The organism is Bacillus marinisedimentorum, from assembly GCF_001644195.2.
GTDB lineage: Bacteria > Bacillota > Bacilli > Bacillales > Bacillaceae_O > Bacillus_BL > Bacillus_BL marinisedimentorum.
This window is the reverse complement of record NZ_LWBL02000044.1, coordinates 1-14,078: the sequence shown is the minus strand read 5'-3', so window position 1 is coordinate 14,078 and position 14,078 is coordinate 1. Positions and strand designations below refer to the sequence as shown.

Genomic DNA, 14,078 nt, shown 5'->3' with positions numbered 1-14,078 from the left:
GAACCAAAACCGGGCTGTTATCATAGGCTGACTGTAAGATTGAGAATAATCTTGCAGGAGGCATGTTATGTCTACACTAAAAAACTATTATGCAGGAGTATATTCAAGCAAAGGATATGTGTCCCTTCATCAGGAATTGGCCGATGCAGCCGCACTGACCTTTTTGGTTGAAGGAAAGTCGAGGGAGGCGAAGTCGGCATTTATCAGAAAGGCAGCATTGAAATTGATGGAAGAGGGCCTGTCACTTGAGTATTTCCATTCACCTCTCAATACCCGCTACCTTGAAGGGCTTGCCATTCCGGAAAAGAATGTGGTGATTTTTGATGCAGACAGGATAAGTTCGGATATAAACAGCCGCTCCCTGACGATCAATCCGCAAATCAGCTATGATGAAGGACAGCTTGCTGAAACAAAAGCACAAGCGCTTGAATGGGAAAGGGAAGAACAGCAGGCACTCGATAACCTCGTTTCCGCTTTCAGACGGGCTCATTTGCTCCATATTGAAAAAGAAAAAATATACTTAAGCGAAATGGACTTTGACAGGGCGGATGATGTTACCGGCCGTTTGCTTGACGACTTGTTCGTGAATGCGGTTCCCGGAAAGGAAGCAAGTGAAGGTCGGACGATCTTTTTCGGGGCCTCAACACCGGATGGACCAATTAATTTCATTGACAATATAACAGAAGGTCTTGATAAAAGGATCATCATTAAAGGCCGGCCTGGCAGCGGGAAATCGACAATGATGAAAAAAATAGCCGAAAAGGCGGCCGGACTGGGGTTGAGGGTCGATCGCTATCCATGTTCATTTGACCCGGGAAGCCTTGATATGATCGCCATTCCTGCAATCGCTGCAGCTGTATTCGATGGGACATCGCCGCATAAGAAGGAACCGTTCCGCCCGGGGGATGTTGTGGTGGATATGTTCAAAGAATGCATCAGCAGTTCTGTTGAAATGCGCTATAAAGAGAAGCTCGATGAACTGGACTTCTTATATCAGAAATATATAAATGAAGGAATCGGCCATTTGAAAGAGGCCGGAAGGAGAGCGGCATTGCGTGATGAAAGGATAAGGGATGCGGCATCTGCATCATTCGACACCAGTCAATTTTCACAACAGATCCAGGAGATGTTAAATAAGCTATAACAGAATGAAACAGTCCTGTTTTGATGCTAAACAGATTCACTTGCGAGGAGCAAATCACCGATCACAGACAAAGTCACTTGGAATTCATAACCGCAAACACATGATATTTCACAGGGAAAAGGCTTAGAGAATTTTTATTTTCTAAGCTTTTTTCTTTTTCTTTATTAAAGCTCCTGTATAAAGTCGTTGTTGATTTCCGCTGCATTGGCTCGCTTTCACCACAGGCACAAGTGCGACATCCGTTTCTGCTTCCCTCCGGTCGCACTCACAGTGTCTTCTTTGTTGCGGGGCGGGCGATGAACCTCCTCGTCGCTATGCTCCGCTCGGGTGGGGTCTCAGCTGTCCCGCTGCTTCAGCAGGAGTCAAGCCCCTTCCGCTCCACTCAACTTCAGTACAAATCAACATGGTACTTAACACCGCCGTATTAAATACCCCATTTAATGGAATAAATTATTCATGTATATGATAGCAGCCTACCCTGGAGCTTAACCTTTCCTTTCGTACCTGCAGCGGAATCAACCCACTCATTTTAAAATGCAATGTCTTTGCTTTCATCATTCCGCCATACCTCTCAGTGGATGACATGAAGTTGTGCCATCTTACTAAAAAGGGGTGTCAATTCCTGTTCCAATTTCCATTTACCTTATTAAGAAACACTTTTAATCAATAAAAATAAGCAGCCCAATTCTATTGCTGATTGGACTGCTGTTTGGGTGTGCGGTATACTGTTTTGTACTCGAAAACCGAACTCGTCAGTTTGAAAACGAGTATGTTATCCGATGATATTTACATAGTTTGGCCTATGAAGTAAACCCGATCGTCTTTTTGCCGAAGGCTGTTTCGGCACCATTTTTATCAGCATTCATCGCCACACAACATAGATGAAAGGAGTATGAGGCGTTCAGTTCGATGTTTCGAGCATTAAAAAAACATTCATGTCACTATCATTGTCCATTTTTATAGGTACATGCAATGCCTTATCAAAACCGCTAAGCCTCGAACGTCCAGTCATGATTGTTGGCGGAGTGATATCCATCAGGACATTATCCTTTGATATGACGGTTGACAGGTTGCCCGCGAACATATTGCCAAATTCCCCTGTGAAGGATTCGAGCAAGTCACCTTCCAGCGGCATTCCGAACATTTTTTCGCCAAGTGCACCAAATGCGGTTTTATCTCCGTCAATCAAGAGACGCCCCCGTACATCACCGGTCATTCCAATCAGAACAGCCATTGGCAAGTGTGTGAATGAATGTTCGATGAGCAGAGGTTTATATATTTCGACTCCTTCTGGTACAATCGTTTTAAGCGCCTGGATTGCCCCGTTCAATACTTTGGCCACGTTTTCGTTTAATTGCATGTCTTATCACCTCATCCACGCGAAAAGGCAAAATACGCATGTTGATTATTCCTTTCCTTAATATCGGCAAAGCACCTTAAAAGTTGAAGGTTGAAAAGAAATATTTCTGCAGTTTAGCGTGCATCCGCATGCTGTCTGCATTTTTTTCGGTTTCATGAAGAAACTATAGGGGATATTACAAGTAACGAAATAAATGCCGGAGGTCTCAAAAATGAGCATTATTATGGCTACAGGTACATACGCCCCTCCTCACGTGGTGGGGCAGAAGGAAACCGCACAATTTGCAAAGGAACAGTTTGGGGTTGCCTTCAGGGATATCGACCGGCTGCTGTCCGTATTTGACAACGGCCTTATCGAAAAGCGGCATTTTTCTGCACCGCTGGAGTGGTTCAGGAAACCCCATACGTTTAAGGAAAAAAATGATAAATACATTGAATGTGCAGTGGAATACAGCATAAAGGCAATTGAACGCTGCATCGGCAATTACCGTTTGAAAGATAAGAACTTTCACCTGTCTGACATCGATGCGATCTTTTTTGTGTCCTCCACCGGCGTTTCTACTCCGTCAATCGATGCCAGGATTATGAATAAGATGCCGTTCTCCCGCACAACAAAAAGGATCCCATTATGGGGACTTGGATGTGCAGGAGGGGCTGCAGGGTTGTCGAGGGCCCATGAATATTGTATGGCCTTTCCGGAGGAGAAGGTATTGCTGGTCAGCTTAGAGCTTTGCAGCCTTACGTTCCAGCACGAAGACTTTTCCAAGAGCAACTTGATCGGCACCTCTTTGTTTTCAGATGGAGCTGCCTGTGTACTTGTTGCCGGGGAAAAGGCTTCGGTGCAGCATGATGACACGGGGCCGCTGTTACATATCAATGCCAGCCAGTCATCCACACTTGAACATTCAGAGGACGTAATGGGATGGGAGGTAATGAATGAAGGGCTGTATGTCGTTTTTTCAAAAGATATCCCAACACTTGTTAAAGACTGGCTTCCTGAACAGGTTTATTCGTTTTTTGCTGAGCAGTCGATAACCGTTGCCGATATAAAGCAATATATCGCACATCCGGGCGGAAAAAAAGTGCTTCAGGCATACCGCGATGCACTGGACATAGAATGGAAACAGCTCGATCTCCCGCTTGCCGTTTTAAAAAATTACGGGAACATGTCATCTGTCACCATTTTGTTTGTTCTTGAGGAAGCAATGAAAAACAGAATGGAAATTGGAGATAAAGCCCTTGGTGCCGCGCTTGGGCCGGGTTTCAGTTCGGAACTTGTGCTGATGGAGTGGAGGTGAACCCGTGACGGTTTTTTATTGGTTTTTCGCTTTCCTTATTTTTCAGCGGATTGCAGAGCTTATGATCGCCCGCAGGAATGAAGCATGGATGAAGAGCAAAGGAGCACGTGAACACGGACGTCAGCACTACAAATATATCGTGCTTGTCCACGTGCTGTTCTTTTTCATGTTTTTTGTGGAAGGGGGTCTCATCCAGAGGAGTATATCGGATCTATGGCCGCTCTGGCTGGCCCTGTTTGTATTCGCGCAGGCGATGCGGGTATGGGCCTTGTTTTCGCTTGGCAAGTTCTGGAACACGAAAATCATCGTCCTGCCGGGTGCTGATGTCGTCGCAAAAGGTCCTTATAAGTATATCCGCCATCCGAATTATGTTGTTGTCGCACTTGAATTTCTCAGTGCTCCTTTACTTTTTGACGCTTATTTAACGGCAGCATTGTTTACGCTGCTGAATATCATTGTCCTCTCCATCCGAATTCCGGCGGAGGAAAAAGCGCTTCGCGAAGCGACGGATTATTCCAATATATTTGAGGGCAAGTCGCGTTTCACTCCGTAAATTGTGAACAAAATAGAAAAACGCGCGATAGAATGAGAATCATTCCCGCTTATGCCTTGCGAAAACAAAGAGGTGGTGATACGATTAAGGTGTAAATGATAATGGTTATCACTATCGGCGGGTTAATAACTGTGAAATGGGTGATGGATGATGATTTTCTTATTTATCGGATTAACGGTTGTTATCTATAGCGTCATCATGATCGATGTCCTATATCACGTTCATGATTCTTTCGCTGTAAAGTTGGTTCGGTCATTTAACAAACAGCAGAACGCCGGGGAAGGCGTTGAAATTAAAGACATGCATCTGACCAGGTGATTCCTGGTTTATTTTTTTAGGCGTTTAAAAATTTCACATATCGTATTTGTGGTTGTAATTACATGGTAAAATAAACAAATAAAAACCGAAAAGGGGATTGAATGTGAAAAACTCCGAACGATTTATAAAGGCTTATAACGAAATCGCTGAATATCTCGGATCTCTTGTCGGGATTAACCGGTACATGCCGTTTTACAGGCTTGTAGAAATGGCCAAAAGGAAAAACGGAATCGTAATGGAGTTTCGGGAGGACCTATTGGAAGCCGGAGAATTACGGAATGCAATCGTCCATGACAAAAGTTATCCGGAAGTGGCCATCGCCGAGCCGCACCTTTCTGTCGTTGAAAAACTCGAATTCATTGTTCATGAGCTGATGCAGCCCATTTATGTCATTCCTGCTTACGAGCGGAAGGTTCTAGCCTTTAAAAAAACAGATTCCCTGCTATCAGTCGTCATGGCAGTGAAAAAATATGCTTATTCCCAGTTTCCCGTTTATGATGAAGGCGATAAGTATGCCGGACTCATTACCGACCGTTCAATCTCGAGGTGGGTCGCCGGACACGCGGACTTCATTACGACAGAAGCGATGGAAACAGCCTCAGTTGGAGATCTCCTCCGTTATGAAAGCAGCAAGACAAGAGCGTCATTCATCAATCAGGAAAAAACGGTATATGATGTAAAAGAACTTTATTTGCAGGCGGTCGATAAAAGCGGACAGAGGCTCGAAGCCGTTTTCATCACCAAAACAGGGAAGGCGGATGTGGAGCTGCTCGGTTTGGTAACACCGCGTGATCTATTAAGTATCGGGGAGAAGTACAAAAGGAAATGAAAACGCCTGTTTTTTCCCGCCCTGAGGGAAGGAGAAAAAACAGACGCAAAATTATTATTTCTTATTCATATGCCGGTCCATGTTGAGGAGCATGGCACTCATATCTTTTTCGCCAAGTCCATTTTCAGCTGCTTCTTCAAGCAGGGCGGTCATGCTTTTGCCGCCGGGCAGCTCCATTTCGGCTTCTTTTGCCATTTCACCGGCAATCCTCATGTCCTTCAGGAGAAGCTTTATGGCAAATCCTGCTTCATAATGGTCTTTTGCGATGAAGTTTTTATAGTGGCGCTCCAAAATCCGGCTCTGCGCATAGCTGGCATTTAAAATATCAAAAACCAGGTCAGGATTGACATTCATTTCTTTTGCCAGCGCCATGCCTTCACTGACCGCCTGGGTATGGAAGCTTACCATCAAATTATTGATCAGCTTCACAACCGACCCGGACCCGGTATCACCGACATGGTAGATGTTTTCACCCATCACTTCAAAAACATCTTTCAATTTATCAAAAGTTTCTTTCCCGCCGCCGCACATGATGGAAAGCGTACCAGCTTCAGCTCCGAAATTGCCGCCGCTGATCGGAGCGTCGATAAATCCGATTCCCCGTTTGCCGGCCGCATCGGCAATTTTTTTATTGAGCGCAGGTGAAACCGTGCTGTGGTCGGCCACTGTAAGACCATCTCTGGCATTTTCAATGATGCCTTCCTGACCGAAATAAACATTTTCGACGTCTTCAGGAAGCGGCAGGCAGGTCAGCACAATGTCCGCCTCGGCTGCAGCTTCGCTGACAGTATATCCTGTGATTCCGCCGCGTTCTTTAAAGGTTTGCTCCTTTCCTTTGCTCCGGTTGATGCCGATGACAGAGTAACCTGCGTTTACGAGATTGGTAGCCATAGGCAGCCCCATATTGCCGAGACCGATAAAAGCAATCTTCATAAAAATCCCTCCCATTTATTTAAAGGCTTCGTCATCCAGGAATGTTGATTTAAACATAGCCTGTGTTGGCGCGGCTTGTGCAAGTGCGGAAAGTAACACGCTGCCAAATCAACAATAAGGTTTAACATAGCCTTTGAAAAAGGTTCTTTAAGCAGATGATAAACAGCAGGAAGTATGAGAAAATATGACAGAAGCAGAATTTCCGCCGTTTTTTGACTGCATGTACAAAAATTCTTGAATTCCTGGATGAATTCCTGCAAGTTTCATAAATTGCTAAATTTTCATTGATGACAGTACCGGATCGGCTGTATAATTTTACTAGCTTCAATAGTTGGGGTTTAGAAAAAAAGGGGAGTTTGATTGAGTGGGTAAAAAGAAAAAGAAAAAACTGCCATTTCGTTTGAATATATTGTTTTTAGTTGTTTTTCTTCTGTTCTCAGCCCTCATTTTACGGCTGGGCGTCGTTCAAATCGTATATGGTGAAAGTTTTAAAAATGAAGTGGACCGGACCGAAAATGTCACGGTGAACAACTCTGTGCCGCGCGGGAAAATTTACGACCGCAACGGCAGGCTTATTGTCGATAACCGGGCCGTCAAGGCGATCACCTACACGAAATCCCAGCAAGTTTCCCAGAACCAGCGGCTTGAAACCGCCGAGAAGCTTGCAACAATGATAGATAAAAGCACAGAAAACATTCCGGTCCGCGATAAAAAAGATTTCTGGATTTTGAAAAATAAAGAAGCAGCGATGGCGAAACTGACTGAAAAAGAAAAAGATGAACTTGATGATAAAGAAGAATATAAACTTATTCTTGACCGGATAACAGACGCAGAAATCAATTCATTCACAGACAGGGAACTTGAAGTGCTTGCCATAAAGCGGGAGATGGACGGAGGCTACGCGTTCACAACCCAGATCATTAAAAATGATGATGTGAAAAATGAAGAGTTTGCCGTCGTCAGCTCCAATCTTGAAAAACTTCCCGGTGTTGATACAACAACTGACTGGGAAAGGGAATACCCGTATGGCGGGACCTTCTCAAGCATCCTGGGAAGCGTGACAACATCAGATCAAGGCCTTCCTGCAGATCAGCTTGACTACTATTCTTCCAAAGGGTATGAGCGAAATGACCGGGTCGGAAAGACATTCCTTGAGTACCAGTACGAGGACGTGCTGAGAGGGCGCAAGGAAAAAGTGAAGTATGTAACGGATAAGGCCGGCAACGAACTTGAAAAAGAAACCGTTTCAGAAGGAAGGCGCGGCAATGACCTTCAGTTGACGATTGATATTGAATTGCAGCAAGAAGTGGAAAAGATTGTAGAGGAAGAATTGCGGAAAGCCAAAGGAGTGCCGGGCAACAACTTGCTCGACCGCGCTTTTGCGGTCATGATGGATCCAAAGAGCGGTGAAATTTTGGCCATGACAGGCAAACAGTACCTTGTGAATGACGGAAAAGGGATGATTCAAGATTATTCGTTCGGCATCATGTCAACCCAATATGAAGTCGGCTCTGCCATAAAAGGTGCGACCGTCCTGGCCGGTTACGACTCAGGCGCGATCAGCCCGGGCCAGGTCCTTGTTGACCAGCCTATTTACCTCTCTAGAGCCAATCCGAAGAAATCGTATACGACGATGGGCGCCATTAACGATTTGACTGCATTGCGGAGATCCTCCAACGTTTATATGTTCAAAACCGTCATGGCAATGGCGGGAAAATATTATTACCACAAAATGCCGCTCGGAATCGATGAAAAATATTACCGTCAATTGCGAAATTATTATGCACAGTTTGGTCTCGGTATCAAAACGGGCATCGACCTGCCGAATGAATCGCCGGGTTTGAAAGGGGCCTATAATCCAATCTCAAGCGGCGGTATATTCCTTGATATGTCGATCGGCCAGTACGACACCTATACACCGCTGCAGCTTGCCCAGTATGTTTCCACTATCGCGAATGACGGCTACCGCATGAGGCCGCATCTCGTCAAGGAAATATATGAACCGGGTGGTGGCCAGGAGCTCGACGGCAAAATAGTGAAAAATGTGGAACCGGAAGTGCTCAATAAACTGAGCATGGACCAGAAGCATATCAAGCGGGTGCAAGAAGGGTTCCGTCAAGTATTTCAGCCCGGGGGAACTGCGAGCATGTTCAGTTCTCCGCCGTATGACAAATACCGTGCGGCCGGTAAGACAGGAACTGCCCAGGCGCAGTATTATGGACCGATAAGGGAATATCATGGTACCGATCGATATAACCTTACACTTGTAGGATATGCACCATACGAAAACCCGGAAGTTGCGTTTTCAGTAGTTGTGCCGTGGGTGGATGACGGCTATTCCGTTAATAAGTACATCGGCCAGCGCATTCTCCACGCTTACTTTCAGAGCAAAGAAGGAAAGCTCTCCGCAACTGAAACAGAGACAGAAACAGAGACAGAAACAGAGACAGAACAGGAATGAGTCCGGCAGCAGCCGGGCTCTTCTTTCATTCATTCTGTCATATTCATTCGCTGCAAATGGTATTGCTAGGACCGTCACTGAGAAAAATGTACATAAAAGGAGGATTGCTGATGAGTGTGCAGATAATGAAAGAACTTCGCAGAATCGAACACGAGAACGAAATAACAATCCTTTATGCGGTGGAAACCGGTTCGAGGATGTTCGGCTATGCCCATTCTGACAGCGACCATGATATCCGGTTTATCTATAAGCGGGAGCTGCGGGACTATGTCCGCATCGATCCGCTTCCGGACACGGTTGATGGTGCAGCCGGCCTGGATTTCCACGGATGGGATATCCAGAAAGCGCTCCGCCTTTACCAGAAGTCAAATCCCGGGCTGGCCGAGTGGCTATTCGCTCCGGTTCGGCATGTTGAAAACAGCAGCTTGATTTCGTTGATGAGATCGGGGGTGGCGGATATGTATTCACTGAAAGCGCTTGGTTACCATTACTGGAACATGGCTCGGCATAACACTCGCTGCAGCAGTTCGGGCAACAATGTAAAACGGCACATTCACTTTATAAGAGGGCTGCTCAATGTCCTGTACTTGACCCAACATGAGAAAAAACCGCCTCTAACCATACATGAATTAATCGATTCCGTTCAGTTGCCTGAAGATTTAAAGGAGGATATGCAAGCATTTTTTAAACAAATCAAGATAGGGAAAAAGGCAGGATTGAACGGGGGCATAATGAAAAGGCTGCAGGGAATGCATAATGAACTTGAAGAGGGGCTTGCAGGGCTGCCGCATTCCGTTCCTTCGTCAGGCTTGCTCAACAGCTGGCTATGGGAAGAAATCAAAAGCTGAACGTTTTGATTAAAATGAGGGACTGGTATAATGGAAACACCATCACCCCAGGAGGAGGAAAAATCATGAGTGTACATAAAGCGATCTCGGCTCATTCACAGGAGCAGCATGAACGGATCCGGCAATTCATTGAACTTGAAAAGCAAAGAGAGTCAGCAATCGACAGCGCTGTGACTGCGGCTGTGAACGGAGACAGATATGATGTTGCGGAAATCAACCGCATCACAGATGAAATGAACGCCCTTGCCAGGAAAGGGGCTGTACCTCCTCGCCGGAATGTGACAATCGAGATGGTGGAAGCATATGCAAGAAAAGTGTCCGGGGAAGGGTGATTCGATGAAAACGATCGTGCCAGCTGAGTGGCTTTACCAGCATTTGCATGACAGTCAGGTCATCGCGGTGGATTGCAGGTTCGACCTTGGCGATCCCTCAAAGGGAGAACGTGACTTCAAGGAAGGACATATTCCCGGCGCCGTCTATTTTGATCTGGAAAAGGACCTGTCAGGGCCGGCAGCTAAACACGGCGGCCGGCATCCGCTGCCTGATATCGAACAATTCAGTGATAAGCTCGGAGAAGCAGGCATCGGAAATGATACGCTCGTCGTAGCTTATGACGATCAAGGCTCAGCAATGGCTTCACGGCTATGGTGGCTTCTTCGTTATATGGGCCACAATCGGGTGAAAGTCCTTGACGGCGGATTTGCAGCATGGAAAGAAGCCGGCTTCGCTGTGGAAACAGATGAAGCAAAGCATCCGCCGCAAAGGTTTGTCCCGGCCGTCAAATCTGAATTGACTGCCGATATGGAAGAAGTGAAATCCAGACTCCATGGCACAGGCACGGTGATCATCGATTCGCGGGAACCGGAACGGTATGCAGGCCGGACAGAACCGATTGATCCCGTTGCAGGGCATATACCAGGTGCCGTCAATCACTTCTGGAAAAACCTGCTCAGGGACGACAATACATGGAGACAAGCTTCCGTCATTGAGCGGCAATTCGGACAGGTTGACCGTGAAAAGGAAATCATCGTTCATTGCGGGTCAGGCGTGACAGCCTGCCCGAATATCCTGGCGCTGTCGGAATCCGGATACACGAACGTGAAATTGTATCCTGGCAGCTGGAGTGACTGGTGCTCATATGAGGATAACCCCATTGCCGGAGAAGGCAGCAATAACTCGCGTTCATAATCACCGGGAGGCTGCGCATACTATCTGTAATCACTTGTTAAGGAGTTGAGCAGATGGGCAGGCAGAAGAAAGGGAATCCGAACGCACAGCGAAACAACAATGCAAAGAAAATGGCCATGAGGTCAGAAGGCAAAGATATGCCTTCATATGCTGAAAATGAAGTTAAGAAAAATGAATACCGTTAAAGCGAAAAGCTCCCGCCGCAGCGGGAGCTTTTCCATTTCAATCAGACACGGTGCTAACGTTCCGTGTTATCCTTCTTGGCTTTTTCTTCACCCTGGCTTACCGGATCATCCATGCGTTCTTTTCCAGGGCTTATTCCCATCGGATTCACACTCGGTGCTTCTTTGCCCCTGTTATTATTCCGTCGTTTTGACATGAAATCACCTCATCGATTAGTGTCCAATTTTTTTCTGAAAGTATGTATGCATATTTAAAAAAATTGCGGTATGATGAAATGGAGTACAGGGTTAAAGGCGGGGATAGCTTGTTTAGACGGGATGCCACAGTGGAAGAATTTCTGGAGTATTTGGATAGCAAAGGTTTCAAATTTGACCGTCAGGAGTACGGATTCATCTTTTTTGGTCAGACATTGACGGGCGCCAGCGATTATCTGGTGAATATCGCCATTGAAATCACCTTGAAACTGCAGCGTGAATTTGACGGCAGTTACTTCGTCGGCGTACTCGAAGCTCTCCAGGCTCAGAAAATACATACCAGAAAAGAAGCGTTTCTTTTCATTAAACAAAAGAATACTGCCAGCTGATAAACACGGAGCGGTTCTTAATTGGCGAATGCCAAAGGCGATTATGCGCTTATGACGATAGCCGCTGCCGCCTGGAGCTGGACGATTCTCTTCTGGCTTTTTATCCACAACGCTTACATTTTAAAAGTCCTAACAATTAAAAAAGTCCCCCTGGCGGCAGCAGCAGGGGGGCTTTATCATTCATTTAAATGGATGGCTTGCTTCGCCAGCTGGTCGGCCCGGTTTTCTTTTGCAGGCACCCACTTGAGGAAAAACAGGTCAAATTTGTCGATTTGCTCCAGCGCTTTTTCAAGAAGCGGAACATAAACAGGGTTTTTTACGTAGCGATTTTCCACCGCCCGTTCGACAAGCTGTGAATCCGTACGAAAGGAGACAACCGTATAGCCTTTTTGAAGACAGATGTCCAGCCCCTTCAGTAAAGCGGCATACTCCGCCTCATGGTTGGAAAGAATGCCGAGCGGAACGGAATGCTGTTCGACTTCACTGCCGTTTTTAATGAAAATGCCTGCTCCGGCCATACCCGAGTCGCCCCGGCTTGCACCATCAACATAAACTTCAATCATGTTTGTTTATCACCTATCTATCAGGACTCAGGCTGAACCGCCGTTTCACCGCCGTTATGGAAACGTTTGGCGATATACATGAATGGCGTATCAAGGACAGCTACAATCCATTTTATAATATAAGTTGAAAATGCGATCATTAACCATTCCCCAAACGGGAAAACACCAATAAAGGCAATCGAAGTGAAAATAAGGGTATCGATGAGCTGGCTTAACATCGTGCTTCCATTATTGCGGATCCACAATTGGCTGTTTTTATTGAATTTCTGCTTAAGTTTGCCGTAAAGCCATACATCAAGATACTGGCTGATGATGTAGGCGGTAAGGCTCCCGGCAGCAATCCGCAGCTGCAGGCCAAAAATCGTTTCAAGGGAACCCTGTGCGAAATCAATTTCGTGTGGCTTGAAAACGAGCGCAACCTGCATGATCAAGGTCATGGATAGCAGGACAAAAAAACCGAGCCAAACAGCTTTCCTCGCTTCACCTTTGCCGTATTTTTCATTGAGGATATCGGTTGCAAGAAAGGCCGTTCCGTAGAGGATGTTTCCGAGTGTCGCGACCATGCCGAACAGCTCAACTGTCTTGACGACCTGTATGTTGGCAATGACGGTGGCAACCCCGACCCATACGAATAGTCCGGTTTTACCGAATATCCGGTATGCAGCGAGCACGAGGATGAAATTCAGGACCGCAAACAGCAGCCAGATGAGTTCATTAATCATAAAATTAACCTCCTAGTTTTGGTGACGCGGGAGTTTTCGAACCGCGGTGAAAAGAACCAATAGTAAATTATACGAGTAATTAGTTCATGTTGCAATAAAATAATAAAAACCGAGGTGACAAAAACATGATGTTCCGAATCGAATGGCTGTATATGAATCCAAAAAGGAAACGGGAAGTTGAATTTATATCCGGGTGGATCAGCGGTGATGAAGTTTTGCAATTGGCCGATGATATAATCAAAACAGGCCGGACAAAAGAAATCATATTTGTGGATGAAAAAGATGTGCGGTGGAACAGGAAAGAGATGGAGCGCCTCCTTGCGCAAGTGGAGGAAGAGCCGCATGACATACAGGCATTTTTTGACGGCGGATATGATAAAAAGGCAGGGAAAGCAAGTGCCGGAATGGTCATATACTATAAGAAGGACGGGAAAACCCACCGGATCAGACGGAATGCCAGCCTGCAGGAACTCTCTTCCAACAATGAAGCAGAATATGCGGCATTGTGGAATCTTGTTGTTATGATGGAGGAAGCAGGCATCCAGCATCAGACAATTGGTATCAGCGGCGATTCAGCGGGTGCCATTAATCAGGCTTCCGGCGAGTGGCCTTGTTATGATGAAACGCTGAACACCTGGCTGGACAGAATAGAACAGAAGCTGGAAGACCTCGGCCTGAAGGTCCGCTGGGAACTGATTGACCGGAAGAAGAACAAGGAAGCACATGAACTCGCACATAAGGGACTTGAAGGAACTCTGATTGACGGCAGCACCATCATCACCGGATAATGCGTTTACGAATTAGGTCACAAACATAACCGTACATTGGAGTCTTCCCTTACTGAGCCAACCAAGCAGCCATAGAGAAGCAGGGAGTGAAAGGATGAATCGTGTCAAAGCTGTAAAAGAGGCGGGAAGCCTTTTAGATACTTACTGCAGCGACTGTTTTTTGAAAGAACATCATCGCCGCACCGGCGGCAAAGCATATGCCCACTCATTTTGCATCAACTCGTGTACAGTGGGAGAAAAGCTGCAGGAATACGGAAGCTTGCTCGCGGGCAAACAAGAGAAAAATTGCTGAAAAAAGGCCCCGGCCG

The 14,078-nt window shown here is 46.2% G+C and carries 18 protein-coding genes; 13 read left to right on the top strand and 5 right to left on the bottom strand.

The window, feature by feature from the left end:
• Positions 1-67: 67 nt before the first annotated feature.
• Positions 68-1,144: a hypothetical protein gene (locus tag A4U59_RS13515; protein WP_066174041.1), complete on the top strand. Its 1,077-nt coding sequence runs from the start codon at positions 68-70 to the stop codon at positions 1,142-1,144.
• A gap of 901 nt (positions 1,145-2,045) precedes the next feature.
• Here A4U59_RS13515 and A4U59_RS13510 read toward each other — a convergent pair.
• A complete protein-coding gene (locus tag A4U59_RS13510) occupies positions 2,046-2,504 on the bottom strand; it encodes a chemotaxis protein CheX (protein ID WP_066174038.1) in 459 nt (152 codons plus the stop codon).
• 211 nt (positions 2,505-2,715) lie between these two features.
• Here A4U59_RS13510 and A4U59_RS13505 point away from each other — a divergent pair, with 211 nt between their 5' ends.
• From A4U59_RS13505 to A4U59_RS13495, 4 genes are all read left to right on the top strand, one after another.
• Complete coding sequence (locus tag A4U59_RS13505) at positions 2,716-3,801, top strand: type III polyketide synthase (protein WP_066174035.1); 1,086 nt, start codon at positions 2,716-2,718, stop codon at positions 3,799-3,801.
• A 61-nt stretch (positions 3,802-3,862) separates the two neighbouring features.
• Positions 3,863-4,354, top strand: a complete 492-nt coding sequence (locus A4U59_RS13500; RefSeq protein WP_066174102.1) for an isoprenylcysteine carboxyl methyltransferase family protein — start codon at positions 3,863-3,865, stop codon at positions 4,352-4,354.
• Between the two features lie 150 nt (positions 4,355-4,504).
• Entirely contained in the window at positions 4,505-4,672 is a 168-nt protein-coding gene (locus A4U59_RS21390; protein WP_157888183.1) for a hypothetical protein, read from the top strand.
• A 103-nt stretch (positions 4,673-4,775) separates the two neighbouring features.
• Positions 4,776-5,501: a CBS domain-containing protein gene (locus A4U59_RS13495; protein WP_245680561.1), complete on the top strand. Its 726-nt coding sequence runs from the start codon at positions 4,776-4,778 to the stop codon at positions 5,499-5,501.
• Between the two features lie 54 nt (positions 5,502-5,555).
• Here A4U59_RS13495 and A4U59_RS13490 read toward each other — a convergent pair whose 3' ends face one another.
• Entirely contained in the window at positions 5,556-6,434 is an 879-nt protein-coding gene (locus A4U59_RS13490; protein WP_066174028.1) for an NAD(P)-dependent oxidoreductase, read from the bottom strand.
• 364 nt (positions 6,435-6,798) lie between these two features.
• Here A4U59_RS13490 and A4U59_RS13485 point away from each other — a divergent pair, with 364 nt between their 5' ends.
• The 5 genes from A4U59_RS13485 (at position 6,799) to A4U59_RS22420 (ending at position 11,116) form a co-directional block, all read left to right on the top strand.
• Positions 6,799-8,895, top strand: coding sequence for a peptidoglycan D,D-transpeptidase FtsI family protein (locus A4U59_RS13485; protein WP_066174025.1), 2,097 nt, complete (start codon positions 6,799-6,801; stop codon positions 8,893-8,895).
• Between the two features lie 110 nt (positions 8,896-9,005).
• On the top strand, positions 9,006-9,743 hold the full coding sequence (locus tag A4U59_RS13480; protein WP_066174021.1) for a nucleotidyltransferase domain-containing protein: 738 nt from the start codon (positions 9,006-9,008) through the stop codon (positions 9,741-9,743).
• Positions 9,744-9,808: 65 nt separating this feature from the next.
• Positions 9,809-10,075 (top strand): DUF2533 family protein, encoded by a 267-nt coding sequence (locus A4U59_RS13475; RefSeq protein ID WP_066174018.1) that lies wholly within the window; start codon positions 9,809-9,811, stop codon positions 10,073-10,075.
• A 4-nt stretch (positions 10,076-10,079) separates the two neighbouring features.
• A complete protein-coding gene (locus tag A4U59_RS13470) occupies positions 10,080-10,931 on the top strand; it encodes a sulfurtransferase (RefSeq protein ID WP_066174016.1) in 852 nt (283 codons plus the stop codon).
• A 53-nt stretch (positions 10,932-10,984) separates the two neighbouring features.
• On the top strand, positions 10,985-11,116 hold the full coding sequence (locus tag A4U59_RS22420) for a hypothetical protein (protein ID WP_281183670.1): 132 nt from the start codon (positions 10,985-10,987) through the stop codon (positions 11,114-11,116).
• Between the two features lie 53 nt (positions 11,117-11,169).
• On the opposite strand, the gene A4U59_RS21085 is transcribed toward A4U59_RS22420, so the two are convergent.
• Entirely contained in the window at positions 11,170-11,310 is a 141-nt protein-coding gene (locus A4U59_RS21085) for a small, acid-soluble spore protein L (RefSeq protein ID WP_106406342.1), read from the bottom strand.
• Positions 11,311-11,352: 42 nt separating this feature from the next.
• Between A4U59_RS21085 and A4U59_RS21795 the strand changes: the two genes are divergently transcribed.
• On the top strand, positions 11,353-11,697 hold the full coding sequence (locus A4U59_RS21795; RefSeq protein WP_425388904.1) for a DUF6123 family protein: 345 nt from the start codon (positions 11,353-11,355) through the stop codon (positions 11,695-11,697).
• A gap of 176 nt (positions 11,698-11,873) precedes the next feature.
• Here A4U59_RS21795 and A4U59_RS13460 read toward each other — a convergent pair whose 3' ends face one another.
• A complete protein-coding gene (locus A4U59_RS13460) occupies positions 11,874-12,260 on the bottom strand; it encodes a reverse transcriptase-like protein (RefSeq protein WP_066174014.1) in 387 nt (128 codons plus the stop codon).
• A gap of 20 nt (positions 12,261-12,280) precedes the next feature.
• Entirely contained in the window at positions 12,281-12,982 is a 702-nt protein-coding gene (locus A4U59_RS13455) for a queuosine precursor transporter (RefSeq protein ID WP_066174012.1), read from the bottom strand.
• A gap of 125 nt (positions 12,983-13,107) precedes the next feature.
• On the opposite strand from A4U59_RS13455, the gene A4U59_RS13450 reads away from it, so the two are divergent.
• Complete coding sequence (locus A4U59_RS13450) at positions 13,108-13,770, top strand: reverse transcriptase-like protein (protein ID WP_066174010.1); 663 nt, start codon at positions 13,108-13,110, stop codon at positions 13,768-13,770.
• A gap of 94 nt (positions 13,771-13,864) precedes the next feature.
• Entirely contained in the window at positions 13,865-14,062 is a 198-nt protein-coding gene (locus tag A4U59_RS13445) for a zinc-finger domain-containing protein (RefSeq protein WP_066174008.1), read from the top strand.
• The last annotated feature ends 16 nt before the right edge of the window (positions 14,063-14,078 follow it).

Coding starts and splice junctions, on each gene's coding strand:
- A4U59_RS13475 (WP_066174018.1), top strand. CDS start 9,809: ATGAGTGTACATAAAGCGATCTCGGCTCATTCACAGGAGCAGCATGAA.
- A4U59_RS13445 (WP_066174008.1), top strand. CDS start 13,865: ATGAATCGTGTCAAAGCTGTAAAAGAGGCGGGAAGCCTTTTAGATACT.
- A4U59_RS13460 (WP_066174014.1), bottom strand. CDS start 12,260: ATGATTGAAGTTTATGTTGATGGTGCAAGCCGGGGCGACTCGGGTATG.
- A4U59_RS13490 (WP_066174028.1), bottom strand. CDS start 6,434: ATGAAGATTGCTTTTATCGGTCTCGGCAATATGGGGCTGCCTATGGCT.
- A4U59_RS13510 (WP_066174038.1), bottom strand. CDS start 2,504: ATGCAATTAAACGAAAACGTGGCCAAAGTATTGAACGGGGCAATCCAG.
- A4U59_RS13505 (WP_066174035.1), top strand. CDS start 2,716: ATGAGCATTATTATGGCTACAGGTACATACGCCCCTCCTCACGTGGTG.
- A4U59_RS13455 (WP_066174012.1), bottom strand. CDS start 12,982: ATGATTAATGAACTCATCTGGCTGCTGTTTGCGGTCCTGAATTTCATC.
- A4U59_RS21085 (WP_106406342.1), bottom strand. CDS start 11,310: ATGTCAAAACGACGGAATAATAACAGGGGCAAAGAAGCACCGAGTGTG.
- A4U59_RS21390 (WP_157888183.1), top strand. CDS start 4,505: ATGATTTTCTTATTTATCGGATTAACGGTTGTTATCTATAGCGTCATC.
- A4U59_RS22420 (WP_281183670.1), top strand. CDS start 10,985: ATGGGCAGGCAGAAGAAAGGGAATCCGAACGCACAGCGAAACAACAAT.
- A4U59_RS13480 (WP_066174021.1), top strand. CDS start 9,006: ATGAGTGTGCAGATAATGAAAGAACTTCGCAGAATCGAACACGAGAAC.
- A4U59_RS13470 (WP_066174016.1), top strand. CDS start 10,080: ATGAAAACGATCGTGCCAGCTGAGTGGCTTTACCAGCATTTGCATGAC.
- A4U59_RS13500 (WP_066174102.1), top strand. CDS start 3,863: ATGATCGCCCGCAGGAATGAAGCATGGATGAAGAGCAAAGGAGCACGT.
- A4U59_RS13450 (WP_066174010.1), top strand. CDS start 13,108: ATGATGTTCCGAATCGAATGGCTGTATATGAATCCAAAAAGGAAACGG.
- A4U59_RS21795 (WP_425388904.1), top strand. CDS start 11,353: ATGTATGCATATTTAAAAAAATTGCGGTATGATGAAATGGAGTACAGG.
- A4U59_RS13515 (WP_066174041.1), top strand. CDS start 68: ATGTCTACACTAAAAAACTATTATGCAGGAGTATATTCAAGCAAAGGA.